Source organism: Saccharothrix sp. ST-888 (assembly GCF_000955975.1).
GTDB lineage: Bacteria > Actinomycetota > Actinomycetes > Streptomycetales > Streptomycetaceae > Kitasatospora.
Genome location: NZ_JYJF01000082.1, coordinates 1 through 25,969, shown reverse-complemented (window position 1 = coordinate 25,969; position 25,969 = coordinate 1). Strand labels below are relative to the sequence as shown.

Here is a 25,969-nt window from a genome sequence, read left to right as displayed (position 1 = left end):
GTGCCGTGCAGGGTCCTGCTCGACGTGGGCTCCGCCGACCCGCTCGGGCTCGGGCTCGTACTCGGAGCCGGTGAGGGTGGCGAGGTCGCGGCGGTGGTGGGCGTGGCCCCGGCCGCGGCTCCGGCCGTGGCCGTGGCTTGAACCGTGGAGCGGGCTGCCGGCCTGCCCACGGCGACGGTGACAGCGGCACTGGTCGCGGTGACCGCGAGCAGGCCGACCGCCGCCAGTGCGATGCCCGCAGCGCGCGGCAGCCTGCGCGCGGACGCAGGCTGCTCAGGCCTGGCCGACTCATCGGTGGACGACGCTCTGTCCGACAACGCTCTGTCGGACGGAGTTCTGTCGGACGGCGCTCGGTCGGGCGCGGACAAGGAGTTCCCCCAACAGGAATGGATGGCGCCGCGCGCGGTCCTCGGCCCAGGCCACCCCCGTCGGCCCCGCAGAGACCGACCGCACCACGTTCAGCTGGAACTGTGAGAGCCCATCAGGCACTCCGGCAACACGATAGTCCCTGACAGTCGGCCCTCGGCCGACCGATCGGACACCTCGCGACCGAACCACAACGGGCTCCCCGCACAGCAGAGCGCCGGGGTGCCCGTCGAGACACCCCGGCGCCGTCCCTCCAGCAGAACTCAGCCCAGCTGCGACAGGCCCTCGGTGGCGATCTCCTCGAAGACCGCGAGGTCGTTCTCGAAGATCGAGTCCGGCACCGGCCAGTGGACGACCAGCTCGGTGATGCCGATCTCCCGGTACGTCCCCGCCCAGTCGACGAAGGCGCCCACCGACTGCAGCGGCGTCTCCGCGGTCGACCCCTGCAGCAGCACCTTCTCCAGGGTGGCCACGTCCCGGCCCTGCGCCTCGCAGGCCGCCGTCAGCTTGGCGAGCTGCGCCGCGATGACTGCGGGCGCCTGCTCCACCGGTACGTCCGCCGGGCCGCGCGGGTCGCCGTACGTCACCCAGCCCTGCCCGTACTCCGCCGCCAGCCGCAGCCCGCGCGGACCGGTCGCCGCCACGTAGAACGGCACCCTGGGCCGCTGCACGCAGCCCGGGATGTTCCGCGCCTCCACCGCCGAGTAGAACCGGCCCTCGTCCGTCGTGGCGTCCTGCGTCAGCAGCTTGTCCAGCAGCGGCAGGAACTCCCCGAACCGGTCCGCCCGCTCCTTGGGCGACCAGGGCTCCTGCCCCATGGCCGTCGCGTCGAACCCGACCCCGCCGGCCCCGATCCCCACCGTCAGCCGCCCGCCGGAGATGTCGTCGACCGAGACCAGTTCCTTCGCCAACGTGACCGGGTGCCGGAAGTTCGGCGAAGTTACGAGCGTGCCCAGCCGGATCCGCTCGGTCGCCGTCGCGGCGGCGGTCAGGGTGGGGACGGCCCCGAACCAGGGCTCGTCCCGGAACGACCGCCAGGACAGGTGGTCATAGGTGTACGCGGCGTGGAAACCGAGGTCTTCGGCTCGCCGCCAGATCTTCTGTCCCTCGGCCCACTGGTGGATGGGGAGGATCACTGTGCTGAGACGCATACTGCCGACCTTACGGGAGTCGTAGTCGCCTCTTCAGGAAGGCAAAGCTCCGCCCTGTCCGCGGGGCCATGCAACGGCTGCCCCGGGCCGGCAGGCAGGTCGGCCCCGGGCAGCCGGTCGAGGCCCTTCCAGGTCGCGCCCTCGCGCACGCACAGCCGCCTACCCGGTGGGTCAGGCGGTCGCGCAGGGTTTCCCACGTGTCGAGTAGGCGGAGCCAGCGGCCCTCGGCGTAGGACGTCGGTGGCAGGGTCGGGGGGCCGTGCGGCACGGCAGCCAGGGATCGCGAGGCCAGACGTAGTAGTCGGTCCCGGGACCGGCCTCGCCCACCGGCACTGGTCCGACGACTCGACTCCTACGCCTCACCACGGCGGCGTGGGCGCACCACTCTGCCATCGCGGCTCCAGGAATTCCTCACGGAAGACGTCAATCGCCCGACGAAGCAACGGGATCTCCACCCCATCGCCGATTGATTCGAGCCAGCAGGACTCATCAGTCATCCGGAACTCCAGGACCAGCTTTCCACGGACTCCTGCCGTGAACTCCGTGACCTCCATGGCCTCAAATTCATTGAAATCGCTCAGAATGATCAGAGCCGCATACTCGCGGTCACCGACACTAAAAGTTCTCATAGCCATCCTTCGAACTGGAGGCCGCCGCCTCGCAGACTCCATCTTCCACCCAAACCAGTTGTCGGACTGATGATTTCGAGAACATGCCCCCCATAGTGCGCCGAGGACGGAGATACGGTGCGCACAGCCCCAGGATCCGACAGCACGGCTCTCAGCGTATCTTTACCAGCAGGATTGACAACCCCGGCCCGCAGCCGATCGCCACCGTTGAGGAACGGAGCGTACTTGGCAACGTGAGCAGCACTTCGCTTGACCGGGTCGGTGTGCTTCTGACTGGCCCGGCCAGCCTCCGTAAGGTTGTGATTGGGATTCCACCGCTTATTTCCCTTGGGCGGGATGCGCTGCAAGGCTGCCTTGGCAAGGCTGTAGTCCGTGGCATTCTGCAATACGTGCGGCGAGAGGCCAAGCGGGTCAGTCCAGGTGTGCGGGTTGTGGACGTAGGTGTCGGGATTGGGAGCAGGAGCCAGACCGAGGGGGTCCGGGCTCGTGTAGCGGGCGGTTTCGGGATCGTAGTAGCGGTTGACGTTGTAGTGGAGGCGGGTCTCTGGATCGAAGTACTGACCGGGGAAGCGGAGTGGGGTGTAGGTGGTGCTGTCGCTCGACCAGGTGGTCTGGCCCCACAGCGTGGGCACGGCGCGCCAGGCGATCGACTGGGTGGCCGGGTCAACGAGTTCAGTGGGAGTACCGACGAGGTCGGTGATGATCGCGAAGAAACGCCCGTCAACCTGCGCTTGGGTCAGCTCCGCAGGCGCACCGGTAGTGATGGTCTCGCTCTGAGCGATGGGCTGGAGACCCTTGTGGTCCCAGCTGAGGGTGTGCGGACCGGGCAGGTACGGGGCATGGGTCGTCTGCTCCGCAAGGATGAGGGCGTCCCAGGTGAAGTCGGTTCGCTCCACGACTCCGGTCTGGTCGTCGGCAATGCGGAGTTTGGCGATGCGCCGGCCGAAGGGGTCGTACAGGTAGCGCCACAGGGTGCCGTCAGGAGTCATCACCTGGGTCAGGTGGCCCTCGGCGTCCCAGGTGTAGCGCCACGTGTCCGGTTTCCTGGACAGACGAGCCACCTGGCGCATGGTCATGCGACCAGCGGCGTCGTACTCATAGCGGACTCGTCCGGCCGACTGCAGCTCGGTACCGGTGTAGATCCGGGGGCCCACCGCTGCTTCGGAGGAGCCCGTAGCGGGCCAGTCCGCGCTGGCCAGGTTGCCCATGCGGTCGTACACATAGGTCTCGGACCAGTCCGCAGCACGTACGCTGGTTACTCTCCGCGCCTGGTCCAGTTCGAAGATCCGGCGGCCGCTGAACCGATCGTCGACGGCGCCGAGGCTGCCGTCAGCCTGATAGCTGAAGTGCCGGTCCTGGAGCGTGGCTGATGTACCGCTGAGGGCAAGCCGAGTGAGCCGATGCCGGCTGTCCCAGGTACTCGTCAGGCGGAGCTGACCGGCGATCTCCCGATGGCTCTCACGTCCGATCGAGTCATATGCGAAGTCGATGTCGCCCATGGCAGTGGCGAGCCCGGTGGGCCGCCCCGCTTCGTCGTAACTCCAGCTGCTCACATGACCGGCAGGAGTGGTACGCCTGGTGCGCCGCCCGAGCACATCAAGAGTGTGCGAGAGGGTACGCCCGTTTACCGTCTCGCTCAGCAACATCCCGAGGGCGTCGAACGTGAAGCACACGTCGGCGTCCGGGTTGGTGGCTCGGATCAGGTTCCCGGCAGTGTCATACGCAAAGGTCGTAAGTCGGCCATCAGCATTCTGCGCGGTGCAACGCCCCAGGAGGTCGTATGTGTACTCAATGCCCTGACCGAGTGGGTTGGTCACCTGGAGAAGCTGTCCGGACGGGTCGTACCAGTACCGGATGGTGCGACCTTGGAAGTCGCATTCACTGGTAATCCGCCCGGCTTCGTCGTACGTGTAGGTCCACTGCTGGCCAAGTGCGTTGGTGACCGCGACCAGCTGCATGTTGGCATCGTGGGTGAAGGTGATCCGACTGCCGTCAGGAGCGGTACGGGCGGCAATGGTCTCGAAGTGGGTGTGCTCGAATGTGCTGAGCTGCCCGAGCTCGTCGACATGCGTCAGTAGGGTGCCCTCGCCGTCGTATGTCCAGGCCTCCTCGCTGCCATCGGCGTTGGTTCGGGTAGCCGGATAGCCCTCGATCGTCCAGGTCATGCGCGTGACCGAGCCGAGCGGGTCCGTAACTGCGGTTGGCCGACCGAAGGCGTCGCGTTCGACAAGCGTGCCGGCGCCGGTCGGGTCGGTGAACTCAACGGGCAGGCCGGCCGCATTGCAGCGTACCGTGCTGGTATTCCCGAGCGCGTCGGTCACACTTGCGGGATGCCCCAGTTCGTCATAGCCGTACTGGGTAGTCGTCCCTGCCGGGTCGACGACCGAAATTTGACGACCCATCTCGTCATAGCCGTAGCGCCACAGCAAACCTCCCGGCACGGCAATCTCCACCGGCTGGTCCAGCTGGTCGGCGTAGGTCGCGGTGGCCCGTTCCCCGTCCGGTCGGGTGACCGATATCAGGTCCCCCGCCCCGTCGTACTCGTACCGCGTGGTCCGCCCCAGCGGGTCGGTCTCGGCGAGCAGGCGATCGTACTCGTCGCGCTCGTAGCGGATGGTGTTGCCGAGGGCGTCGGTGATGGCGGTGATCTGGGCGTGTTCGTTGACGTGGTAGGTGGTGGTGTGGCCGTGGGCGTTGGTCTCGGTGTGGACCTTGACGCCGGTGGCGGGGTCGGGGTCGCCGTAGGTGAAGTGGAAACGGAGGGTGCCGTCGGCGCCGCCCTCGTCCACGACGCGGTCGAACTGGTCGTAGGTGTAGCGGTATTGGGAGTTGTTGCGGTCGGTCCAGGACAGGACGCGGCCGGTGGAATCGTTGGCGAAGCGCATCGGCTTGCCGGAGGAGTTGTAGACGCTGGAGAGGTGGCCGTCCGCGTATCCGTAGCGCAGGAGCAGGGCGTCGTGGCCGCCTTCGGCGCCGCCGGCGAGGCGGAGGGCGGTGATGCGGTCGTTGTCGACGGTGACGAGGAGCTGGTAGCCGCCGGAGTGGGTGATGCTGTGGGGGGTGCCATCCTCGTCGTAGGCGAGGGTGTAGTGGCGGCCGTGGCGGTCGCGGACGCGGGTGAGCAGGGCCTCCTCACCACCGGGCTGGAGGGTGAACTCGCGGACCAGGCCGGTGGCGGGGTCGGTGAGGATGTAGTCGCCCTTGGCGGTGAGGGCGAGTTCCGAGCGGGCGCCGGCACTGGCGTGGACCGGGTCGTCGCCCGGCTCGGGGTGGGGGTAGGCCTGGGAGACCAGGTCCGGGGAGAGGTAGACCACGCCCTCGGCGTCGATCTCCAGGCGTTCGTCGAAGGTGCAGGTCCAGCGTGGGCCCATCCAGCGGCCGGCCTGGTAACCGGACTCGAAGTTCCGCACGAACAGCAGCGGGAGGGAACCGGGCAGATCGGCATCAATCTGGTGGATGAACATCCGGCCGGTCGCCATGTCCACGGGCTCGCCGCCGGGGCACTTGGCCTCCTCCTTGCGGGCCGCGTGCCGGGGCGACCGGACCTGCTGGCGGCCCTTGCCATGGCCCTCGCCCGGGCCACGGCCGTGGCGGGGGCCACCGCCGCCGTGCGAGTGCGGGTGCGGGACCTCGTTCTTGCCGCCCTCGAAGAGCTTCTTCAGGTCGGCGGCGTGCTTCTCCTCGACCTCGCGGACGTTGTTGGCGACCTTCTTCAGGTTCTCCCCGGCCGAGTGGTAGAGGTCCTTGACCGCCTTGCCGGCGTCCTTGGCCAGGGTCGAGCCGATCTTCTGCGCCGCGTGCTCCAGCGCCTTGACTATCTGGTTACTCATTCGAAGCTCACCCCCGCGAGCCGGGACTGGAAGGCCTCGGCGTGGGAGGCGACCGTCTGGGCGTGCTGCTGCATGGTCAGTGCGTGCTCTTCCACTTGGTCAGGGTGGATCCGGAAGCCCTCGCCCACCGCGCCGCCGCCGCCGGAGACCCCGAGCGCGGACTCGGCGGCCTGGAACACCATCCCGCTCACCGCCCGCCCGACCACCTCCACCAGCGGCTGGATCGCGGCCTCGATCACCTGGCCCATGATGTACTGCTCCAGCTGCTGCTCCAGGTAGTTGACGAGCTTCTTCGCCGCTTCCTCGATCAGCACGACCGCAGCCTCCGCCGCGCCGAAGGTGGCCACCGCCGCGGCCTGGTCGGCAACGAACGCGGCAGCCATGGCGACGAGTTCGCCGATCGTCTCGACCTTCATTCCCACGATCACGTCCGCCGCGACGTCCAGGGCGGTCGCCACGGCGTGGCAGGCCTGGACCAGCTCGTTCATGTGACTGCCCGACAGCTGACCCCACTTGGCGACCAACGCCTCGTACGACGCCCCCTGATACGCCTCACCGAGCTGCTGGATGGTGCTGGTGGAGTCCTGGTGCGTGTTCTGGATGCCGTCCGCGAACTCGCGCACATGCGATGCGAATTCACGCACCTTGTCCTCGTTCACCTGCGGCCAGTTGATCCCGATGAACTGAAGGAACGACACCACCTCGCCAGGCAGCTCGATCGCCATGCAAACCCTCCCCCGTAGACGGCAAAAGCATCCGGCCCTAACCCAGGACGCCGCCCATCCGAACGAAGGTTCCCGATCGAGACATTGCCCCGGACGGCCCGGCTCACAGTTCAGCCGGCTGCAGTGGATGAACGAGGTCTCGGCCGTGCTGGTGCTGGGATTCGCGATCGCGACCTCATAGAGCCGTCCAGGTCCAGCCGGATCCCTTGTGCCGCTGCGGCGCGCGCACGGATCGCGGCCGCCGCGCTCAAGACACCGTCGGACGCCGCGTGAGTGATCGTGTCGAGACCGTTGTGCTGGACTCGCAGGGACTGTCGGCATGGATCGCGCAGGACCGCGGGGTTCTGGCGTTGCTCGCGGTCTTCCACACGATGGGCGCCGACCTTGTGGTCTGCGCGAACACCATCATCGAGGTCATGTATGTCCGAGTGAACACCGCCAGACTGAACTGGACGCTGTCCCGGGTCAAGGTCGAGGCGGGCACCGAGCAGGTGGCCAAAGCCTGCGCGCAGCTGTTGAAGCAGGCAGGCCTGCACCGACACGAGTACGCTCTCGACACGACTTTCGCCGAGACGGCGCTCCGCCAGCCGGGGCCGGTGGCAATGCTCACCTCGGACGTCGACGGCATGGCCAAGCTTTGCGGTAACCGGGTCCGGCCCATCGCGGTCTAAGCCAGAGTGACGGCACGAACACGTCTGCCGAGCGTTTCCGCAGGTCAGGCTGTGATGGGTGAACGAGGATTGACCGACGTCACCAGCGTCCCGAGTCTGATCCGCTCGGTCGCCGCCGCAGCCGCCGTCAGCGTCGGGACCGCCCCGAACCATGGCTCGTCCCGAAACGACCGCCACGACAGGCGGTCATACGTGTACGCGGCATGGAACTCGAACTCCTCGGCCCGCCGCCAGATCCTCTGACCGTGCTCAGTCGCATGCTGCCGACCCTACGTCGTGGGATACCCGCCAAAGTGGCACATACCGCAGTATGCTTCTCTCATGTCAGCCACGACGCGCATCACGGTCACCCTCCCGAGCGAGCAGGTGGCCGAGCTGAAGAAACTCACGGACAACGTCTCCGGCTACGTCGCCGAGGCCGTGGCCCGCCAGATCCGGCACCAGTTGCTGGGTGAAGAGCTGCGCCGCTACGAGGAGGAACACGGATCATTCACCGAAGAGGAACTGGCTGCGGCGAATGCCAGGATCTTCGGCTCGACCAACCACGACAGCTCAGCGAACGCCGCGTGAGTAACCGCCTTGAGACTGTCGTACTGGACTCTCAGGGGCTGTCCGCCTGGATCTCGCAGGACCGCGACACGCTCGCGATGATCCGGTCCTTCCACTCGATGGCAGCTGACCTGGTGGTCTGCGCCAACACCATCGTGGAGGTCATGCACGCCCGGGTGAACATGCCTCGGCTGAACTGGGCACTCTCACAGGTCAAGGTCGAGCCCGTCACCGAGCAGGTGGCGCGTGCCTCGGCCGAGCTGCTGAAGCAGACCGGCCTGCACGGACACGAGTACGCGATCGATGCGACCGTCGCCGAGCTGGCGCTCCGTCAGCCAGGACCGGTGGCCATGCTCACCTCGGACGTCGACGACATGGCGAAGCTCTGCGGCGGCCGCGTCCGACTCATCACCGTCTGATTCACTGCGGCGGCACCCCTACGCGCATCGGAATCCGGGAGGTATGACCGAGCACTCCAGATCTGATCACCGGCAGGCTCACACATCATGTACTACAGTTTTTCCGTGGATACACCCCGCCCTGGCAAGACCCGAGTCACCAGCGTCTCCCTGCGCGCCGAGACTCTGGAGGCGATTCGCGCGCGCGCCGGAAAGCAGGGGGTCTCCTCCTACATCGAGGAGGCCGTGCAGCGGCAGCTCCAGCGCGAGGCCATCGACGAGTACATCGCTGCCGCCGAAACCGAACACGGCCCGATCGATCCGGCCGAGGTGACGGCCAAGGCCGAGCGCATCCGGGCCCACCACGCAGCCCACCGCACAGACGCCGCGTGAGCGGCACCCTCGTCCTCGACAGCGAGGCCCTCTCCAAGCTCTCCCGGCGGCATCGTGACATGACCGTGTGGCTGGACGTCGCCCGCACGCTGGACCTTCTGGTGGTGACGAGCGCGGCCACTCTGGTGGAGGCACGCGACCCCAGGGTGCCGCAGGCTGCGTTCGACCACGCCGTCTCCCTGGCCAAGGTGCGGCCCGTCACCGAGGAGATCGCCCGCGCCGCGAGCAAACTGCTCGCAGCCGAAGGACTTCACGGCCACAAGTACGCCGTCGACGGGATGCTCGCCGCCACCGCCCACCTGGAACGGGGCGCCGTGACCGTCGTGACCAGCGACACCGGCGATCTGCGCCGCCTCTGCCACCCGCGCATCGCGGTCGAGCAGATCTGACCGGCTGCCCGTCCGGTCCGCCGGGCGGAAGGTGGCGGCACCGGCCCGGGGTTCGAGTCCTGATGGGATGTCAGGGTCGGTTCGGGGTTCGGTCAGGGCGATCACCGGTATCCCGGGGGTGGGGCGGCGGGACAGGCTGAGAGCGGGACGCCGCACTCGGCGGTGTCGACGGAGTCAGGGAGTCAGCAGTGGGCAAGCTCGTACGACGTGTCTCGGCCCTCGGACTGGCCTGTGCGGCAGCGGTCGGGACCACGGCGGTGGTCGGTGGGCAGGCATCGGCGAGTGAGCGGGTGTCGGTGCAGGCCGGGCCGCAGACCCTGGACACGGCGGCGCTGCAGGCGGCCATCGAGCCGCAGCCGGGGGACGGGTCGGCGGGGGCCATTGCGCGGGTGGTCAAGGGCGGGCAGGTGTGGCAGGGGTCGTCCGGGGACACGGTGACCGGGCGGCGCACGCCGGTCAACGCGCACTTCCACATCGGCAGCATCTCCAAGACCTTCGAGAGCGTCGTGGTCCTGCAGTTGGCGGCGGAGGGGCGGGTCGACCTGGACCAGACCGTCCAGCACTACCTGCCGGGCCTGCTGCCGGACACCTTCGCACCGATCACCGTGCGGGAACTGCTCGACATGACCAGCGGCCTGCCGGACGTCGACCAGGGGGCACCGGAGCACTCGGCGGACTACTGGATCGCGCACCGGTCCGACTACCGCACCTTCGATCAGGTCATCCAGGACACCCTGCGCCCCGTCGGCCGCCCCGCCCCAGGACCGACCTTCGCGCCCGGCACGGCCCAGCAGTACAACTCCCTGGGCTTCCGGATCGCCGGGAAGCTGATCGAGCAGATCACCGGGAACTCCTTCAGGGACGAGGTCACCGAGCGGATCATCGAGCCGCTGCACCTCTCGCAGACCTCCGTGCCCGAGGACGACACCCGGATGCCCCGCCCGTACCTGCACGGCTACCTGACCAGCAGCGAAGGCGAGCCGGTCGACGTCAGCGAGCAGGGCGGCAACCCGTCCAACATGATCTCCACCCCGGCCGACCTGGACCACTTCATCACCGCGCTGTTCCAGGGCCGGCTGCTGCCCGCCGCCCAGCTGGACGAGATGTTCCGGCTGCCCGAGGGCGACGACGGCAAGGTGGTCAAGTACTTCGACACCTCCAACTGCACCGACGGCAAGGGAAATCCGGGCCCGGCCTGCTTCGGCGCCGGACTGATGGGCACCCCGCTCCCGGGCGGCACCATGCTCTGGGGCAAGACCGGCCACGACCTCGGCTACGCCAACGGCGTGTTCGCCACCCGCGACCTGTCCATGAAGGGCGTCTTCTCGGTCTCCACCACCGACCTGAACAACGGCCGTGCGACCGCACTCTCCGGCCGCCTGCTGATGGCCGTCCTCAAGCCCGCCGCACACTGACACCGCCCTCGACCGCTTTCGACCGTCACCGGGGCCGGGAGCCGGGAGCCGGAGCAGGCGAGTCGGAGCGGGCGAGTCGGACCGGCGAGTCGGACCGGCGAGTCGGGGTGGGACCAGGCGCGGACGGCGCCGGTGAGCGGGCCGGGTGGGCGGCCGTCGGGCTGGGTGGATAGCCTGTCTGGCCGTCAGTACGACTCGGCCACGCATGACCTTGGGGGAACCGCCGCGATGTCCTCGCGCAGACTGCTCACCGCCGTAGTACTCACCGCCGCCGCCTTCGGCCTGGCCGGCTGCGGGCCCGACAACGCCGCAGGCACCTCGGCCGGATCGTCGACCGGCACCGCCGCTGCGGCACCGCAGGCGTCCGCTCCGGTGGCGGCCGCCCCGGGCGCCGGCACGTCGAAGGCCGCCGTCCCCGGCGGGACGGCCTCGGACGCCCCCGGCGCGGGCGCGGAGCCCGGTACGGACTGCACACCGGGCAAGCCTGCGGCGGGCCACCGGATCGTGCAGCCGGTGAAGCAGCCCACCCAGGACACCATGTACGCCAAGGCGACCAAGTTCGTCTGCGACCCCAACGACGGCCACTGGGAGGCGACCGGCGGCGAGACGGCGTACCACTTCGCGCCGAAGGTCAAGGCCCAGCTGGTCACCGACGCGGTCACGTACCGGACGGTCCCGCTCCCTGATCTCTGGACGCACATCGGCGACTGCCTGGCCGGCGGCCAGGCCGTGAAGCCCCCGCTGACCTGCTCCGCGTTCCCGGTCTACGACATCGTGCAGGACTCCACCGGGAAGATCACCGAGATCAAGGAGATCTGGCACTCCTGACCCGGCCGGAACACACGGCGGCGGTACCGCAGCGGTACGACGGCGGTACGGCGGCAGCCGTACCGCCGGGCGCGCGCCGCAGGGGCCGAGCGGGAACCCCGGGGCGGGGATGACGTCCGACCGGTGAGCGAAGATGGAGCGGTGACCACCAACGCCGTGCGCCCCCGCCTGATCGCCACCGACCTCGACGGCACCCTGCTCTGCCCGAGCGGGACCGTCTCCGACCGGACGGCCGCCGCGCTGGCGGCGGCCGAGGAGGCGGGCGTGCAGGTGGTGTTCGTCACCGGTCGGCCGCCGCGCTGGATGCAGCAGCTCGGCCCGCACATCGGCGGCCACGGGGTGGCGATCTGCTCCAACGGCGGGGCGATCGTCGACGTGCGCCGGGGCGAGACGCTGGAGGTCTTCCCGCTGAGCCCGGTGGACGCACTGGCCGCGGTCGCGGCGCTGCGCGCCGCACTGCCGGGCACCGCGTTCGCCTTCGAGCACCTGGACGGCTTCGCCCGCGAGCCCGAGTACCAGCTCCGGATGTGGGGCGAGAGCGACGACCGCCACCAGCCGGCCGCCCCGGCCGAGGAGTTGCTGGCCCCGGGCGGCCCGGTGCGCGGGCTGTACAAGCTGCTCGCCAAGCACCCCGACCTCGACCCGGACGCCTTCCTCGTGGAGGCCCGCCGGGTCGCCGGGCACCTCGCCGAGATCACCCGCTCGGCGCCGGTCGCCCTGCTGGAGATAAGTTCACTCGGCGTCACCAAGGCCAGCACGCTGGCGAGTTGGTGCCGCGAGCAGGGGATCGACCGCTCCGAGGTGGTGGCCTTCGGCGACATGCCGAACGACCTGGAGATGCTGGCCTGGGCCGGGACTTCGTACGCCGTCGCCAACGCCCACCCCGAGGTGCTGGCGGCGGTCGCCCAGCACACCGTCAGCAACGAGCACGACGGCGTGGCCGTGGCGGTGGAGGAACTGCTGAAGCGGCGGGACGACTGACCCGGCGCCAGAGGCGTCAGAGCAGCGCGGACCAGTGGACGCGGGTGCCCTTGCCGTGCGGGCCCGGCTCGTGCCACGCGTCGCCGCCGAGGTTCTCGGCCCGCCGGGCGAGGTTCTTCAAGCCGCTGCGGCGGCCGCCGTGCGGGATGCCCACGCCGTCGTCGGTGACGGTGAGCAGCACCCCGGGCCGGCCGGCCCGTTCCAGCGACTCGGGGGCGCCCGAGACCGGGTGGCCCTCGGCGTCGAGATGGACGGTGGCGTCGAGCACCACAGCGACCCGGGAGGCGCGGGCATGCCGGGCCGTGTTGGAGAGCATCTCCCGTAGCGCGGCGAGGAGTTGGCGGCCGGTGCGGTCGCCGACCAGGCTCTCCACCGGCCCGGTGAAGGTCGTCGAGGGCTTGAAGCCGAGTGCGGCGGCCGCCTGGCTGCCCTCCCGCAGCACCCGCGAGCGGAGGTTGTCGGGCGCGTCGCCCTGGTCGTCGTGCTGGAGCGCGTAGATGGTGGTGCGGACCTCCTGGATGGTGGCGTCGAGCTCGTCCACCGCCCTGCCGATACCGACCTGGACCTCGGGGACGACCGAGCGCCGCGCCGCGCCCTCCAGCATCATGCCGGTGGCGAACAGCCGTTGGATCACCAGGTCGTGGAGGTCGCGGGCGATCCGGTCACGGTCCTGGAAGACGGCCAGGCGCTGCTGGTCGCGCTGGCCCTCGGCCAGCCGCAGGGCGAGCGCGGACTGCGAGGCGAAGGTCTGGGCGAGCTGCTTCTCGGTCTCGGTGAACGGCGGCGCGCCGTGGTGGCGCCAGACGCAGAGCCCGCCGAGGACCCGTCCGGCGGCGACCATCGGAACGGCCATCGAGGCACCGAAGTTGCGGGCGAGCCGGATCTCCACCTCGGGGTCGGTGGACATGTCGTCGAGGTAGACGCTCTCGCCGGCCAGCAGCCGGGAGGCGAAGCTGCCCTCCGGCAGCAGCTCGCCCCGGACGAACTCGGCCGCCTCGCCGGAGGCGTGGGCCACCCGCATCTGGCCGTCGACGGTGGGCAGCAGGATCATCCCCAGTGCTCCGTCGGCCAGTTCGCGGACCTGCTCGGCGGCCACGGTGAGGGCGACCTCGGCCTCGTCGGTGGAGAGCAGTGCGGTGCTGACGGCGGCGGCCCCGGCGATCCAGCGCTCGCGGCGGCGGCCCTCCTCGTAGAGCCGGGCGTTCTCGATGGCGACCCCGGCCGCAGCCGCCAGGGCGTGCAGCACCTGGGCGTCCTCGGGGGTGAAGGCGCCGCTGCCGCTCTGCTTCTCGGTCAGGTAGAGGTTGCCGAAGGCCTCGTCGCGGATCCGGATCGGCTCGCCGATGAAGGAGGTCATCGGCGGGTGGTGCGGCGGAAAACCGGACGAGCGCGGATCGGTGCCGAGGTCGGCCAGCCGCAGCGGTTCGTGCCGCTCGATCAGCACACCCAGGATGCCCCGTCCGGTGGGGAGTTGCCCGATCTCGTCGGCGGTCTCGTCGTCGATGCCGATGTGGATGAAGTCGGAGAGTCCGTCGCCCTGGGGGGAGATCACGCCGAGGGCCGCGTACTTGGCGTCGACCAGTTCGGCGGCAGCGGTGGCGATCCGGTGCAGCGTCGCGTGCAGGTCGAGCCCGGCACCGACGGAGACCACCGCCTCCAGCAGCCGCTGCATCCGGTCGGTGACGGCGGCGGCGGACTGGAGGCGCTCGGCGACCTCGGTGACCAGGGTGTCCAGACCGAGCGAGGCGATCTCCGGCACCCGGCGCGGGGTCTGGTCGGAGGCCGCCGGCCTGGCGAGTTCCGGTGCGGAGTGCTCCGGGCCGGCCCCCGCTTGGCCGGACTTCGCTTGGCTGGACCTCGCTTGGTCGGTCCCCGCTTGGCTGGGACGGCGAGCCGGTTGGGGACGACCTGGTTGGGGACGACCCGACCGGGAACGGCCTGCCCCGGGAGCGTCCGGCTGGGGAGGGTCCGGTCTGATCTCCATGCTGTGAGCCTAGTTTGTCCTGGTTTACCGGGGCCGCTCAGACGGCGGCGAGCAGCGTGTCGGCCCGTTGTTCGCGCCGGTACAGCTCGCCGAGGCGGCTGTCCGGGCGGGCGGTGAGCTCGGACCAGCGGCCGCGCTCCACGATCCGGCCGTGGTCGAGGACGATCACCTCGTCCACCGTGCTGTCGTCCAGCCCGGCCAGCCGGTGGGTGATCAGCAGGGTGGTACGGCCTGCGGTGGCGGCGAGCAGGTCGGCGGTGAGGGCGTCGGCGGTGGGCAGGTCCAGGTGCTCGGCGGGCTCGTCCAGGATCAGCACGGGGAAGTCGGCGAGCAGCGCGCGGGCCAGCGCCAGCCGCTGGCGCTGGCCACCGGAGAGCCGTGCACCGTGCTCACCCACCATGGTGTCCAGCCCGTCGGGCAGGCTCTCCACCCAGTCGAGCAGCCGGGCGTCGGCGAGGGCGGCCCGCAGCAGCTCGTCGGTGTCGCCGTTGCTCCCCCCGGCCGGAGGTTGGGATGCGGGGGATTGGGGGAGAGCAAGGCGCAGATTCTCGCGCAGCGAGCTGTCGAAGACGTACGCGTCCTGGGCGCAGAGGCCGATGGTGCGGCGGACGTCGTCCGAGTCGAGCGTACGGGTGTCCACAGGCTGTGGACGACTGCCGAGGGTGACCGACCCCGCGCTCTGGTCCAGGAAGCGGAGCAGCACCTGGGCGAGGGTGGTCTTGCCGGAGCCGGACGGGCCGACCACGGCGATCCGGCGGCCCGGGGTGAGGTCGAGGTCGATGTCGCGCAGCGCGTCCTCGGTCCGGCCGGGCCAGCGGGCGGTGAGACCGCGGACCGCGATGGGGAAGGGGCTGGCGGGCGGGGTGGCCGGTGCGGCGGGTTCGGCGACCGGCGGCTCGGCCGCCAGCACCTCGGTGAGACGCGCCTGCGCGGCCCGGCTGCGCTCGCGGAACCGCACGGCGGTGGACATGCCCGCGACGGCCTCGAAGGCGGCCATCGGGGTGAGCACCACCAGGGCCAGACAGACACCCGGGAGCGTGCCGTTGCCGACACCGCGGACGCCGGCGGCCGCGCTCGCGGCCACGGTCAGCCCGGTGACCAGGGCGATCAGCCCGGCCGAGACGGCGGCGGTGGCGGCGGAGCGAGCGGCCAGGGCGGTCAGCCGGCGGTCGGCGGTGCGGGTGGCGGCGAGACGGGCGGGCAGGGCACCCGCGACGGTCAGTTCGGCGGTGCCGGTGAGGGTGTCGACCACCGATGCCGCCAATTCGCCTCGGGCGGGCGCCTGTTGACGCTCGGTCCGGCCGGAGAGGCGGACCGCGAGGGCGGGTACGGCGGCCCCTGCGAGCAGCAGGCCGAGGGCCAGCAGCGCACCCGCGAGCGGAAGAAAGGCGGCCAGCGCGGCGGCGGAGGCGAGCGAGACCAGCAGCGCGACGGCGGCGGGCAGGCGCCAGCGCAGGTGGTGGTCCTGGACCGCGTCCACGTCGGCGACCAGGCGGGAGAGCAGGTCACCGCGGCGGAAGGCGGGCAGGGCGGCCGGGGCGAGCTGTTCGAGTCTGCGGTAGACGGCGGTGCGGACGCCGCCGAGGGCGCGCAGGACGGCGTCGTGCGAGACCAGCCGCTCGGCGTACCGGAAGAAGCTGCGGCCGATGCCGAAGGCGCGGACGGAGGTGACGGCCATCATCAGGTACAGCACCGGGGGCATCTCGGAGGCGTACGAGATCAGCCAGCCGGAGGTGGCCATCAGGGCGACGGCGCAGCCGAGTGCGAGGGAGCCGAGCAGGACGGCCGGTGCCAGCCGAGGCTTGGCCGGGGCTGCGGGCAGGTGGTCCGTGCGGGCCGGACGGTCGCGGGGTGCATCCTGCTCTGCGGAGCCCGGCTGGAGCGGGAGGTCTTCCGAGTCGCGCGGTTCCCCGCGCCCCTGAGGGGTTGGCCGCTCGGAGCCGGTCGGGTGGGCCTGGGTGGGGGCGGTCAGGTGGTGGCGGTGGGTGGCGGTGGCGAGGAGGGCGGGGCGGTGGGCGACGAGGAGGACGGTGCGGCCGGCCAGGTTGCGGACGGCTTCGACGACGGCGGCCTCGCTGGTGCCGTCCAGGTTGGCGGTGGGCTCGTCCAGCAGGACCAGGGGGCGGTCCGTCAGCAGGGCCCGGGCGAGCGCGAGGCGCTGGCGCTGGCCGGCGGAGAGGCCGGTGCCGCCCTCGCCGAGCCTGGTGTCCAGGGTGGCGAAGTCGGTGGCGTGGGCGGCGGCGAGGGCGGCCCTGACCTGGTCGTCGGTGGCGTCGGGACGGGCCAGCCGGACGTTCTCGGCGATCGTCCCGGCGAACAGGTGGGGGTGCTGCGGCACCCAGGCGATCTGGCTGCGCCAGCTCACCGGGTCGAGGTCGGCGAGGTCGTGCCCGTCGACCAGGACCCGGCCCGAGTCGGGACGGGTGAAGCCGAGCAGGACGGAGAGCAGGGTGCTCTTGCCCGCGCCGCTCGGACCGGTGAGCGCGGTCGTGCAGCCCGGCCTGACGGTCAGTGAGAGACCGGCCAGGGCGGGCGCGGTCCGGCCCGGGTGGGTGACGCCCACTCCGTCGACCGTGATGACCGCGTCGGCCAGTGCGGGGGCGGGGGTGGTGCCGCCGGCGGGCAGCGGGGTCTGGAGGACCTCGAAGATCTGGTCGGCGGCGCTGAGCCCCTCGGCGCTGGAATGGTAGAGCGCTCCGACCTGCCGGATCGGGAAGTACGCCTCGGGCGCCAGGATCAGGACCAGCAGCCCGGTCTCCAGGTCGAGGCTGCCGTCGACCAGCCGGAACCCGATCGAGACGGCGACCAGGGCGACCGAGAGGGTGGAGAGCAGTTCCAGGGCGAAGGAGGAGACGAAGGCGATCCGCAGGGTCTTCAGGGTCGCCCGGCGGTAGTCGTCGGTGATCCTGGAGATGGTCCGGGCCTGTGCCTTGGCACGGTTGAAGACCTTGAGCGTGGGCAGCCCGGCGACCACGTCCAGGAAGTGGTGCGAGAGCCGGGAGAGCGAGGCCCACTGCCGGTCCATCCGGGACTGGGTGGCCCACCCGATCAGCACCATGAAGAGCGGGATCAGCGGCAGTGTGCCGGCGATGATCGCGGCGGAGCTCCAGTCGGCGCCGAGGATCCGGGCCAGCACCACCAGCGGGACGACCACGGCCAGCGCCAGCTGCGGCAGGTAGCGGGCGAAGTAGTCGTCCAGCGCGTCGATGCCCCGGGTCGCGAGCGCGGTGAGCTCACCGGTGCGGCGCCCGGAGAGGTATGCCGGGCCGAGGGCGGTGGCGTGGTCGAGCAGCCGCTGCCGCAGGGTGGACTTCACCGTGGCGACCGAGCGGTGTGCGGTCAGCTCGGTCAGCCAGGCGACCGCCGCCCGGCCGATCGCGGTGGCGACCAGCCAGAGCAGCGGGGCGGTGAGGTCGTACGTGTGCCGTTGGAAGGCCCGGACGACGATCTCGGCGATCAGCGACGCCTGGACCACCACCAGCACCGCGCCGAAGGCGCCGAGGAGCACCGATCCGGCGAGGAAGGCGCGGGTGGTGCGGGCGTACCGCAGGAGCCGGGGGTCTACGGGCTTCATGCGCGGTCTCCTGGCTGCTCGGGTACGCGACGGTTCAGTGGTCGGTGCTCTGGGCGGCCGGGATGTGCTGGACGCCGATCCGCTTGCGGAACACCCAGTACGTCCAGCCCTGGTAGAGCAGCACCAGCGGGGTGAAGACCGCCGCGACGATGGTCATCAGCTTGAGCGTGTAGGGCGAGGAGGCGGCGTTCTGCACGGTCAGCGACCAGCTGCCGTCGAGCGTCGAGGGCATCACGTCCGGGAAGAGCGACAGGAAGAGCATGGCGACCGCGGCCACGACGGTCAGCCCTGAGAAGGTGAACGCCCAGCCCTCGCGGCCCATCTGGTTGGCCGCCAGCGCGGCGGCCAGGGCCGCCACCGCGACGACCACCGCGGCCAGGCTCCGGCCGTTGCCCTGGTGCAGCTGGGTCCAGACCAGGAAGCCCAGCGCCAGCACGGCGGTGACCAGGCCGAGGCGCAGGGCCGCCGCACGGGCCCGCTCCCGGATCTCGCCGACCGTCTTGAGCGAGGCGAACACCGCGCCGTGGAAGGTGAACAGCGCCAGCGTGACCAGACCGCCGAGCAGCGCGTACGGGTTGAGCAGGTCGAAGAAGCCGCCGACGTAGTTCTTGTCCCGGTCGATCGCCACCCCGTGCACGATGTTGGCGAAGGCCACGCCCCACAGGAAGGCGGGCAGCAGGGAGGTCCAGAAGATGGCGTGCTCCCAGTTGCGCTGCCAGCGCTCGTCGGTGCGCTTGGCCCGGTACTCGAAGGCCACGCCGCGGACGATCAGGCAGACCAGGATCACCAGCAGCGGGATGTAGAAGCCGCTGAACAGGGTGGCGTACCAGTCGGGGAAGGCCGCGAAGGTGGCGCCGGCGGCGGTGAGCAGCCAGACCTCGTTGCCGTCCCAGACCGGGCCGATGGTGTTGATCAGGACCCGGCGTTCGGCGGTGTTCCTGGCGAGCAGCTTGGTGAGCACGCCGATGCCGAAGTCGAAGCCCTCGAGGAAGAAGTACCCGATCCACAGGACCGCGATCAGGATGAACCAGACGTCGTGGAGTTGCATCTCGATGTCCTCGGTTGACGGGGTCTCAGTACGCGAACGCGAGGGGCTTGTCGGCGTCCTCGTCCGAGGAGGGGCCGCGGAGCGTCGGGTCCTCGGCGGGCGGCCGCTCCGAGGTGGCGGGGCCGGCCGAGGCGTACTTGGCGAGCAGCCTGACCTCGATCACCGCGAGGACGGCGTAGAGCAGCGTGAAGGTGGCCAGCGCGCCGATCTGGGTGGCGACGCCGACGTTGGGCGAGACGGCGTCGGCGGTGGTCATCAGGCCGAAGACGGCCCACGGCTGGCGGCCCATCTCGGTGAAGACCCAGCCGAAGCTGTTGGCGATCAGCGGGAACCCCATGGTCCAGATGCCGATCCGCCAGCTCCACTTGGTGAGGAACGGGCCCAGCTCACGGCTCCGGGTGAGCATCAGCCTGGGTGCCTCGTCCTCGCCGGTGCGGAACTCGGGGTCGAGGAGGAATCTTCTCCTGGTGGTCCAGAGCCCGATCAGGCCGGCCGCGAAGGAGGTCATCCCGAAGCCGATCATGAGGCGGAAGCCCCAGTACGTCACGAAGACGTTCGGGATGTAGTCGGTGGGCTTGCCGCCGAACCTGGCCGCCTCGGCGGCGGCGGTGTCGTTGATGCCGGGGACGGCCGAGCTGAAGTCGCTCTTGGCCAGGAAGGAGAGCGCCGCAGGGACCTCCAGCTCGACCGAGTTGTGGCCCTTGGTGACGTCGCCGACCGCGAAGACCGAGAACGGGGCGGGCGACCGGGTGTCCCAGAGTGCCTCGGCGGCGGCCATCTTCATCGGCTGCTGCTCGAACATCACCTTGGCCAGCGTGTCACCGCTGATCGCGGTGCCGAGACCGGCCACCACGGCCATCACCAGGCCGACCCGCAGCGACGTCCGCATGGTGGCGGCCTTCTTGCGGTCGGTCGGCTGGCCCCCCGCCGCCGCGGCGCGCTTGGCCCGCCAGAGGTGGAGCGAGGAGATCCCGACCATGAAGGCCGCACCGGTCAGGAAGGCGGCGGTGAGGGTGTGGAAGACCACGACCAGGGTGGTGTCCTGGAACAGCACCTTGGTGATGTCGGTGAGCTGCGCCTTGCCGGTGGCCTTGTCGATCGAGTAGCCGACCGGGTGCTGCATCCAGGAGTTGGCGGCCAGGATGAAGTACGCGGAGAGCACGGTGCCGATCGCCACCATCCAGATGCAGGCGCAGTGGATCTTCTTCGGCAGCTTGTCCCAGCCGAAGATCCACAGCCCGATGAAGGTGGACTCGAAGAAGAAGGCGATCAGCGCCTCCATCGCGAGCGGGGCGCCGAAGACGTCCCCGACGAAGCGCGAGTAGTCCGACCAGTTCATCCCGAACTGGAACTCCTGCACGATCCCGGTCACCACGCCCATGGCGATGTTGATCAGGAAGAGCTTGCCCCAGAACTTGGTGGCGTGGAAGTACTTCTCCCTGCCCGTCCGCACCCAGGCGGTCTCCAGGCCGGCCACGGTGGCGGCCAGGCTGATCGTCAGCGGGACGAACAGGAAGTGGTAGACGGTGGTGACACCGAACTGCCATCGCGCGATGGTCTCGTGAGCGACTGCTAGTTCCACGGCGCCCTCTCTCTGGTCGTCCCGCTGTTCGTGCCGGGGTGTTCTCCGGCATTTCAGACAATCGACGTCTCTCGGACGAGAGCGTGATCAATCTGCACAAGCTTGTCCGCTTGTGAACGTGAACACGTTCACAAGGGCAGTATCCAACATGCTTACGACAGCTCGGACAGTGGGGGGTGGGGTTGGCGTTCTACCGGATGATCCGACGAAGCCGGGACCTGCGGCAAGAAGCAGACGGCAGGCCCGACCAGCCCGTCTTCGCCATTCGGGAGCTTGACAAGCGGCCCTGTCGGGGGCGTGGGGCGCGCCGCACGCCCCTGGGGGTCAGTGGCTCTGCCGGGGGATCTGCATCCGGAAGGCGGCGCCCCGGCCCGGGGTGGTGTCCAGGGTGAGGGTGCCGCCGTGGGCGTGGACCAGGGCGGTGGCGATGGCGAGGCCGAGGCCGGCGCCGCCGCCCTCGTGGCGGCTGCGCGAGGCGTCGACGCGGTAGAACCGCTCGAAGACCTGGACCGCCTGCTCCTCGGTCAGGCCGGGCCCCGAGTCGGCGACCTCCAGCAGACAGCGACCGTCGGCGGTGGTCCCGACGCCGATCCGCACCGCGGTGCCCGAGGGGGTGTGCTTGACCGCGTTGCCGACCAGGTTGGTCACCACCTGGCGCAGCCGGGCCTCGTCGCCGAGCACGGGAGCGGGCTGCGGGGCGCCGCTGCCGTCCGGCCCGGTGAGCGCCACCGGGCGGCCGGGGTCGAGGGCGGTCAGGTCGTGCAGGGCGTCGGCGGCCAGCGTGCGCAGGTCCATCGGGGCCAGGTCGAGCGGGCGCTCCTCGTCCAGGCGGGCGAGCGTGAGCAGGTCCTCGACCAGGCCGCTCATCCGTACGGTCTCGCTCTCGATCCGGTCCATCGCCCGGTCCACGTCGGGCAGCGCGCCCATCCGGTACAGCTCCGCGAAGCCCCGGATGCCGGCGAGCGGGGTGCGCAGCTCGTGCGAGGCGTCGGCGACGAAGCGGCGCATCCGGGACTCGGACTCGGCGCGGGCGGCGAACGCGGCCTCGATCTGGGTGAGCATCTCGTTCAGGGTCGCGGAGAGCCGTCCGACCTCGGTGCCGGGCGGGAGGTCGGGCATCCGGTGCGAGAGCCGTCCGGCGGCGATCAGTTCGGCGTCCTGCCCGATCCGGGCGAGCGGTCGCAGCCCGGCCCGGACGGCGACCGCGCCGAGCGCGGCGATCAGCACCAGGACGGCGCCGCCGATCGCCAGGAAGGACGCGCGCAGCTTGGTCACCGTGGCGTCCACGTCGTCCAGCGAGACGGCGGCCAGCAGGTAGGAGGGGGCGGCGAACTGGTTGCCGCCGGAGTGGACCAGGGGGAGGACGACCACCCGCCAGCGGCCCCGGCCGTTCTGGTCGGGAAGGTCGAATCCGGTCAGCTCGCCGGAGTGCTCGGCGAGTTGACGACCCGACAGCTCGTCGAGGTCGGGCGCCGGATCGGTGTCGGCGATCGGCTGCCGCATGGTCTGCTGGACCGTGCCGTCGGCGGCCAGGTACTGCACCACGTACTGGCTGGGCAGGAACTGGCCGACCCGGCGCAGGGTCGGGCTCGGGTTGTTCTGCCGGCTGCCGCCGGGGCTGCGGTGCGAGAGCGGTTCGGCGAAGCGGAGCAGCTGCTGGTCCGCGCGGTCGGCCAGCTGGACGCGGACGGTCCCGAGGACGATCGCGTCGCTCACCACCAGCCCGGTGGCCACCAGCAGCACCGCGAGCACCAGCAGCCGCGCCCGCAGCGACAGCCGGGAGACCCGGAGCAGCCGGGAGGGGCCGAGCAGCCGGGAGGACCGGAAGAGCCGGGAGGCGGGGGACGGCTTCGGGAGCCTGACCGGAAGTCGGACGCGTCGCACGGGCTCAGTGCTGGGGCGGGCGGCGCAGGGCGTAGCCGATGCCGCGCACGGTGTGGATCAGCTTGGGGCCGTGCGCGGGGCCGGAGTCGAGCTTGCGGCGCAGGTAGGAGATGTACGACTCGACGATGGAGAGGTCGCCGCCGAAGTCGTACGCCCAGACGTGGTCCAGGATCTGGGCCTTGGAGACCACCCGGCCGACGTTGGCCATCAGGTAGTGCAGCAGCTTGAACTCGGTCGGCGAGAGCGAGACCGTCCGGTCGCCCCGGCTGACCTCGTGGGCGAGCGGGTCGAGGGTGAGGTCGCCGACCACCAGCCGCCCGTCCTCGGCGGGTCCGCCGGCCCGGCGCAGGATGGCGCGGATCCGGGCGATCAGCTCCTCCAGGCTGAACGGCTTGGTGACGTAGTCGTCCGCCCCTGCGGCCAGGCCCTGCACCTTGTCCCCGGTGCCGTCCTTGGCCGTGAGGAGGAGCACCGGGACGTGCTCGCCGGGCTGCGGCCACTGGGCCTGCTCGCGCAGCCGCTCGACCACGGTGAAGCCGTCCAGGTCGGGCAGCATCACGTCGAGCACCACCAGGTCGGGCCGCTCGGCCGCGATGGCCTCCAGCGCCTCCTCGCCGCTCGCCGCCGAGGCCACCCGGAAACCGGAGAAGCGCAGGCTCGCGGAGAGGAGTTCGCGGATGTTCGGTTCGTCGTCCACCACCAGCAGGAACGGCTCGCCGCCCGAGGCAGCCTGGCGTGCGGGAGCGCCCGCTGTGGCGGTCCCGCTGGCTGTCGACACTGTCCCTTGCACGGCTGTTCCGCCTCCCGGTCGGACGATGCATCCTCGTTGGACGATAGCCCGGGGAGGCTACGCGCGGTTGATGAGGACCTGATTAAACCGTCCGGATCAACCGCGGCGCACCTTGCTGGCGAACTTGCGGCCGAAACCGACCAGCGAGGCGGGCCCGGCCGACGGGGGATCGGCCGGGCCCTGGTTCGTCCGACGTCTGCGGGGTGTCAGCCGTTGGACGAGCTGCGGGCCCCGGGGACGCCGCCGCCACCGCCACCGAAGCCGCCGCCGAAGCCGCCGGCGCCCTCGGTGAGCTGGGTGGCCGCGTAGCCGCCGGAGGAGTCGGGGGTGCCGACCACGGTCACGGTCTGGCCGGGCTGGAGGTCGGAGACCTTGCCCTCCTTGTTGAGCTGGACCTTGGTGCTGTCGCCCGTGGTGACCTTGACGGTGTTGCCGTTGGCGTCCGTGAGGTAGACGGTGCTGCCGTCCACGGTCTTGACCGTGCCCCGGGTGAACCCTGCGCCGCCCTGCCCGCCCTGGCCACCGCCCTGGCCACCGCCGCGGCGGCCGCCCTGGCCGCCCTGACCCTGGCCGTAGCCGCCCTGGCCGCCCTGGCCGAAGCCCTGGCCGCGCTGGCCGGAGGCGCGCTGGGTGGTGCCGCTCTTGCCGTTGCCCTGCTCGTACCAGACACCGCCGGCGAAGGAGAGGACGGCGATCGCTCCGCCGGCCAGGGCCAGGGTGAGCCAGGGCAGCTTGCGGCGCGGGGGTGCGGCCAGTTCGGCGGCGATGTCGCGGGCGTCCGGCGGGGTGGACAGCAGCTCGACCTGCTCTGCGGGGTCGAGCGCCCGGATGGGCTGCGTCGGCGGCTCGTGCTCGGAGGTCATGGTGAAGGGTCCTACTCGTGTCGGAGGGCGTCGATCGGGCGCAGCGAGGCGGCCCGGTTTGCGGGGTAGCTGCCGAAGAACAGGCCGATGGCCACCGCGATGGCGAAGGCGCCGAGCACGGACTCCGGGATGACCACCGGCTTGATGCCGACGATGCTGAACTGCGAGCCGACGATCCCGGCCAGCACCCCGAGCCCGGCGCCGAGCACCGAGAGCAGGGTGGATTCGGTGAGGAACTGGCCCAGGATGACGGCCTTGGGTGCGCCGAGCGCCTTGCGGATGCCGATCTCCCGGGTCCGCTCGGTGACGGTGACCAGCATGATGTTGGTGATCCCGATCCCGCCGACCAGCAGCGAGATCGCGGCCACCGCGCCGAGCAGCACGGTGAAGGTCTTGGTGGTGCTCTCCCGGGCGGTCAGCAGCGAGGTCTGGTTGCTGATCCGGAAGTCCACCTTGCTGGGATCGCCGATGCCGTGGGTGCCCATCAGGATCCGGGTGATGTCGCTCTGCGCGGTGGTGGTGGCCTCCGCCGAACTGGCCTGCACCAGGATCTGGTTGACCGCGCCGAAGCCGGTGAAGGCGTTCTGCACGGTGGGCAGCGGCGCGATCACCACGTCGTCCGGGTCGTTGAACCCGGTGCTGCCCTTGGTGGCGAGCACGCCGACGACGGTGAACGGGGTGCCGCCGACGACGATCTTCTTGCCGACCGGGTCCTCGGTGGCGAACAGCTGCGCGGCGGTGGTGGAGCCGATCACCGCGACCTTGCGGGAGTTCAGCACGTCGTCGTTGCTGAAGTAGTCGCCCTGCGCGATCTTCTGGTTGGCGGTCTCGAAGTACGCCGGGTAGGTGCCGACGATCGAGCCCGGGGTGTACGAGATGTTCCCGTACAGCGCGGTGCCCGTGGTGGTGACCACCGGGGCGACGGACTTGATCGAGGGCGAGTCGGTGGCGGCGGCGAGCGCCTTGGCGTCGTCCACGGTGAGCTTCTTGGCCGCGGAGCCGCTGCCCCGGGCGTTGACCGAGGAGACCGTGAGCGAGTTGGTGCCGAGCGAGGTGATCGAGTTCTTGACGGCCTGGGAGGAGCCGTTGCCGACCGCCAGCAGCAGGATCACCGAGGCCACACCGATCAGCACACCGAGCATGGTGAGCGCGGACCTGACCTTGTTGGCGGCCAGCCCGCCGAGAGCGAAGCGGAGCATCTGCCAGGCGATCACGGGCGGGCTCCCGTGAGTTCGCGCAGCGCGGGCGGCGGTCCGTCCACCGGAGCCTGCCGGACGTCGGAGACGATCTGCCCGTCGACCAGCCGCAGCACCCGTTTGGCGTGCTCGGCGACCTCGTCCTCGTGGGTGATCAGTACGACGGTACGGCCGGTGGCGTTGAGTCCGTCGATGATGGCCAGCACCTCCTTGGTGGAGCGGCTGTCCAGGTTTCCGGTGGGCTCGTCGGCGAGCAGCATCGCGGGTGCGGTGACCAGCGCGCGGGCGACCGCCACGCGCTGCTGCTGGCCGCCGGAGAGCTCGTTGGGCTTGTGCCCGGCGCGGTCCAGCAGCCCGACCAGCGAGAGTGCTGCGAGCGCCCGGCGCTTGCGCTCGGCGGCGCGCACGCCGGCGTACGCGAGCGGGAGTTCCACCTGGGCGAGCGCGGTGGTGCGGGGCACCAGGTTGAAGGACTGGAAGATGAACCCGATCTTGCGGTTGCGGACCAGCGAGAGCTGCTGCTCGTCCAGGTTGCCGACGTCGGTGCCGTCCAGCAGGTAGCGGCCCGAGGTCGGGACGTCCAGGCAGCCCAGGATGTTCATCAGGGTGGACTTGCCGGAGCCCGAACTGCCCATCACCGCGACGTAGTCGCCCTGCTCGATGTCGAGGCTGACGCCCTGCGGTTCACCGGTGCCGGGCGCGAGCGGGCCGCGCAGGGCGTGC

At 70.7% G+C, this 25,969-nt stretch carries 23 protein-coding genes; 9 read left to right on the top strand and 14 right to left on the bottom strand.

The window, feature by feature from the left end:
* Nucleotides 1-141: a hypothetical protein gene (locus UK12_RS39920; RefSeq protein WP_156178871.1), complete on the top strand. Its 141-nt coding sequence runs from the start codon at nucleotides 1-3 to the stop codon at nucleotides 139-141.
* Nucleotides 142-629: 488 nt separating this feature from the next.
* Here the strand turns inward: UK12_RS39920 and UK12_RS23205 are convergent, their stop codons facing one another.
* From UK12_RS23205 to UK12_RS23190, 4 genes are all read right to left on the bottom strand, one after another.
* Nucleotides 630-1,517 (bottom strand): LLM class flavin-dependent oxidoreductase, encoded by an 888-nt coding sequence (locus tag UK12_RS23205; RefSeq protein WP_045305038.1) that lies wholly within the window; start codon nucleotides 1,515-1,517, stop codon nucleotides 630-632.
* Between the two features lie 359 nt (nucleotides 1,518-1,876).
* A complete protein-coding gene (locus tag UK12_RS23200) occupies nucleotides 1,877-2,146 on the bottom strand; it encodes a hypothetical protein (RefSeq protein ID WP_045305037.1) in 270 nt (89 codons plus the stop codon).
* Complete coding sequence (locus tag UK12_RS23195; RefSeq protein WP_052682091.1) at nucleotides 2,143-5,976, bottom strand: RHS repeat-associated core domain-containing protein; 3,834 nt, start codon at nucleotides 5,974-5,976, stop codon at nucleotides 2,143-2,145. Before UK12_RS23195 ends, UK12_RS23200 begins: the two co-directional genes overlap by 4 nt.
* The gene (locus tag UK12_RS23190) at nucleotides 5,973-6,701 is read right to left on the bottom strand and encodes a WXG100 family type VII secretion target (RefSeq protein WP_045305036.1); all 729 of its coding nucleotides are present in this window, start codon (nucleotides 6,699-6,701) and stop codon (nucleotides 5,973-5,975) included. The genes UK12_RS23195 and UK12_RS23190 overlap by 4 nt, the downstream gene beginning before the upstream one ends.
* Before the next feature lie 269 nt (nucleotides 6,702-6,970).
* Here UK12_RS23190 and UK12_RS23185 point away from each other — a divergent pair, with 269 nt between their 5' ends.
* Nucleotides 6,971-7,372 (top strand): hypothetical protein, encoded by a 402-nt coding sequence (locus tag UK12_RS23185; RefSeq protein WP_045305035.1) that lies wholly within the window; start codon nucleotides 6,971-6,973, stop codon nucleotides 7,370-7,372.
* 44 nt (nucleotides 7,373-7,416) lie between these two features.
* On the opposite strand, the gene UK12_RS38365 is transcribed toward UK12_RS23185, so the two are convergent.
* Nucleotides 7,417-7,608 (bottom strand): LLM class flavin-dependent oxidoreductase, encoded by a 192-nt coding sequence (locus UK12_RS38365; protein WP_082119871.1) that lies wholly within the window; start codon nucleotides 7,606-7,608, stop codon nucleotides 7,417-7,419.
* Nucleotides 7,609-7,693: 85 nt separating this feature from the next.
* On the opposite strand from UK12_RS38365, the gene UK12_RS23180 reads away from it, so the two are divergent.
* The 7 genes from UK12_RS23180 (at nucleotide 7,694) to UK12_RS23150 (ending at nucleotide 12,325) form a co-directional block, all read left to right on the top strand.
* On the top strand, nucleotides 7,694-7,942 hold the full coding sequence (locus tag UK12_RS23180) for a type II toxin-antitoxin system CcdA family antitoxin (protein WP_045305034.1): 249 nt from the start codon (nucleotides 7,694-7,696) through the stop codon (nucleotides 7,940-7,942).
* Complete coding sequence (locus UK12_RS43485; protein ID WP_045305033.1) at nucleotides 7,939-8,340, top strand: DNA-binding protein; 402 nt, start codon at nucleotides 7,939-7,941, stop codon at nucleotides 8,338-8,340. The genes UK12_RS23180 and UK12_RS43485 overlap by 4 nt, the downstream gene beginning before the upstream one ends.
* 87 nt (nucleotides 8,341-8,427) lie before the next feature.
* The gene (locus tag UK12_RS23170) at nucleotides 8,428-8,712 is read left to right on the top strand and encodes a hypothetical protein (protein ID WP_045305032.1); all 285 of its coding nucleotides are present in this window, start codon (nucleotides 8,428-8,430) and stop codon (nucleotides 8,710-8,712) included.
* Entirely contained in the window at nucleotides 8,709-9,101 is a 393-nt protein-coding gene (locus UK12_RS23165) for a type II toxin-antitoxin system VapC family toxin (RefSeq protein WP_045305031.1), read from the top strand. The genes UK12_RS23170 and UK12_RS23165 overlap by 4 nt, the downstream gene beginning before the upstream one ends.
* Before the next feature lie 188 nt (nucleotides 9,102-9,289).
* Nucleotides 9,290-10,516 (top strand): serine hydrolase domain-containing protein, encoded by a 1,227-nt coding sequence (locus tag UK12_RS23160; RefSeq protein ID WP_045305030.1) that lies wholly within the window; start codon nucleotides 9,290-9,292, stop codon nucleotides 10,514-10,516.
* 228 nt (nucleotides 10,517-10,744) lie between these two features.
* Nucleotides 10,745-11,344, top strand: coding sequence for a hypothetical protein (locus UK12_RS23155; RefSeq protein WP_045305029.1), 600 nt, complete (start codon nucleotides 10,745-10,747; stop codon nucleotides 11,342-11,344).
* 141 nt (nucleotides 11,345-11,485) lie between these two features.
* Complete coding sequence (locus UK12_RS23150; protein ID WP_197085111.1) at nucleotides 11,486-12,325, top strand: HAD family hydrolase; 840 nt, start codon at nucleotides 11,486-11,488, stop codon at nucleotides 12,323-12,325.
* Nucleotides 12,326-12,341: 16 nt separating this feature from the next.
* Here UK12_RS23150 and UK12_RS23145 read toward each other — a convergent pair whose 3' ends face one another.
* The 9 genes from UK12_RS23145 to UK12_RS23105 all read right to left on the bottom strand — a co-directional run bounded on the left by UK12_RS23145 (nucleotide 12,342) and on the right by UK12_RS23105 (nucleotide 25,962).
* A complete protein-coding gene (locus tag UK12_RS23145) occupies nucleotides 12,342-14,084 on the bottom strand; it encodes a GAF domain-containing sensor histidine kinase (RefSeq protein WP_045305027.1) in 1,743 nt (580 codons plus the stop codon).
* Nucleotides 14,085-14,346: 262 nt separating this feature from the next.
* The gene (gene cydD / locus UK12_RS23140; protein WP_045305026.1) at nucleotides 14,347-17,883 is read right to left on the bottom strand and encodes a thiol reductant ABC exporter subunit CydD; all 3,537 of its coding nucleotides are present in this window, start codon (nucleotides 17,881-17,883) and stop codon (nucleotides 14,347-14,349) included.
* A gap of 34 nt (nucleotides 17,884-17,917) precedes the next feature.
* A complete protein-coding gene (gene cydB / locus UK12_RS23135) occupies nucleotides 17,918-18,931 on the bottom strand; it encodes a cytochrome d ubiquinol oxidase subunit II (RefSeq protein ID WP_045305025.1) in 1,014 nt (337 codons plus the stop codon).
* Between the two features lie 25 nt (nucleotides 18,932-18,956).
* Complete coding sequence (locus tag UK12_RS23130; RefSeq protein ID WP_045305024.1) at nucleotides 18,957-20,513, bottom strand: cytochrome ubiquinol oxidase subunit I; 1,557 nt, start codon at nucleotides 20,511-20,513, stop codon at nucleotides 18,957-18,959.
* A 324-nt stretch (nucleotides 20,514-20,837) separates the two neighbouring features.
* Complete coding sequence (locus tag UK12_RS23125; RefSeq protein WP_231591350.1) at nucleotides 20,838-22,397, bottom strand: sensor histidine kinase; 1,560 nt, start codon at nucleotides 22,395-22,397, stop codon at nucleotides 20,838-20,840.
* Between the two features lie 4 nt (nucleotides 22,398-22,401).
* Nucleotides 22,402-23,175 (bottom strand): response regulator transcription factor, encoded by a 774-nt coding sequence (locus tag UK12_RS23120; protein WP_442973839.1) that lies wholly within the window; start codon nucleotides 23,173-23,175, stop codon nucleotides 22,402-22,404.
* 218 nt (nucleotides 23,176-23,393) lie between these two features.
* Entirely contained in the window at nucleotides 23,394-24,050 is a 657-nt protein-coding gene (locus UK12_RS44510) for a DUF5666 domain-containing protein (protein ID WP_052682090.1), read from the bottom strand.
* 11 nt (nucleotides 24,051-24,061) lie between these two features.
* Nucleotides 24,062-25,264, bottom strand: a complete 1,203-nt coding sequence (locus tag UK12_RS23110; protein ID WP_156178870.1) for an ABC transporter permease — start codon at nucleotides 25,262-25,264, stop codon at nucleotides 24,062-24,064.
* Nucleotides 25,261-25,962 (bottom strand): ABC transporter ATP-binding protein, encoded by a 702-nt coding sequence (locus tag UK12_RS23105; protein ID WP_063838309.1) that lies wholly within the window; start codon nucleotides 25,960-25,962, stop codon nucleotides 25,261-25,263. The genes UK12_RS23110 and UK12_RS23105 overlap by 4 nt, the downstream gene beginning before the upstream one ends.
* Nucleotides 25,963-25,969: the final 7 nt, after the last annotated feature.

Bases quoted from the DNA above. Each gene is read 5' to 3' on its own strand.
- UK12_RS23180 (WP_045305034.1), top strand. From the start codon at position 7,694: ATGTCAGCCACGACGCGCATCACGGTCACCCTCCCGAGCGAGCAGGTG.
- UK12_RS23190 (WP_045305036.1), bottom strand. From the start codon at position 6,701: ATGGCGATCGAGCTGCCTGGCGAGGTGGTGTCGTTCCTTCAGTTCATC.
- cydB (WP_045305025.1), bottom strand. From the start codon at position 18,931: ATGCAACTCCACGACGTCTGGTTCATCCTGATCGCGGTCCTGTGGATC.
- UK12_RS44510 (WP_052682090.1), bottom strand. From the start codon at position 24,050: ATGACCTCCGAGCACGAGCCGCCGACGCAGCCCATCCGGGCGCTCGAC.
- UK12_RS23200 (WP_045305037.1), bottom strand. From the start codon at position 2,146: ATGAGAACTTTTAGTGTCGGTGACCGCGAGTATGCGGCTCTGATCATT.
- UK12_RS23195 (WP_052682091.1), bottom strand. From the start codon at position 5,976: ATGAGTAACCAGATAGTCAAGGCGCTGGAGCACGCGGCGCAGAAGATC.
- cydD (WP_045305026.1), bottom strand. From the start codon at position 17,883: ATGAAGCCCGTAGACCCCCGGCTCCTGCGGTACGCCCGCACCACCCGC.
- UK12_RS23205 (WP_045305038.1), bottom strand. From the start codon at position 1,517: ATGCGTCTCAGCACAGTGATCCTCCCCATCCACCAGTGGGCCGAGGGA.
- UK12_RS23170 (WP_045305032.1), top strand. From the start codon at position 8,428: ATGTACTACAGTTTTTCCGTGGATACACCCCGCCCTGGCAAGACCCGA.
- UK12_RS23155 (WP_045305029.1), top strand. From the start codon at position 10,745: ATGTCCTCGCGCAGACTGCTCACCGCCGTAGTACTCACCGCCGCCGCC.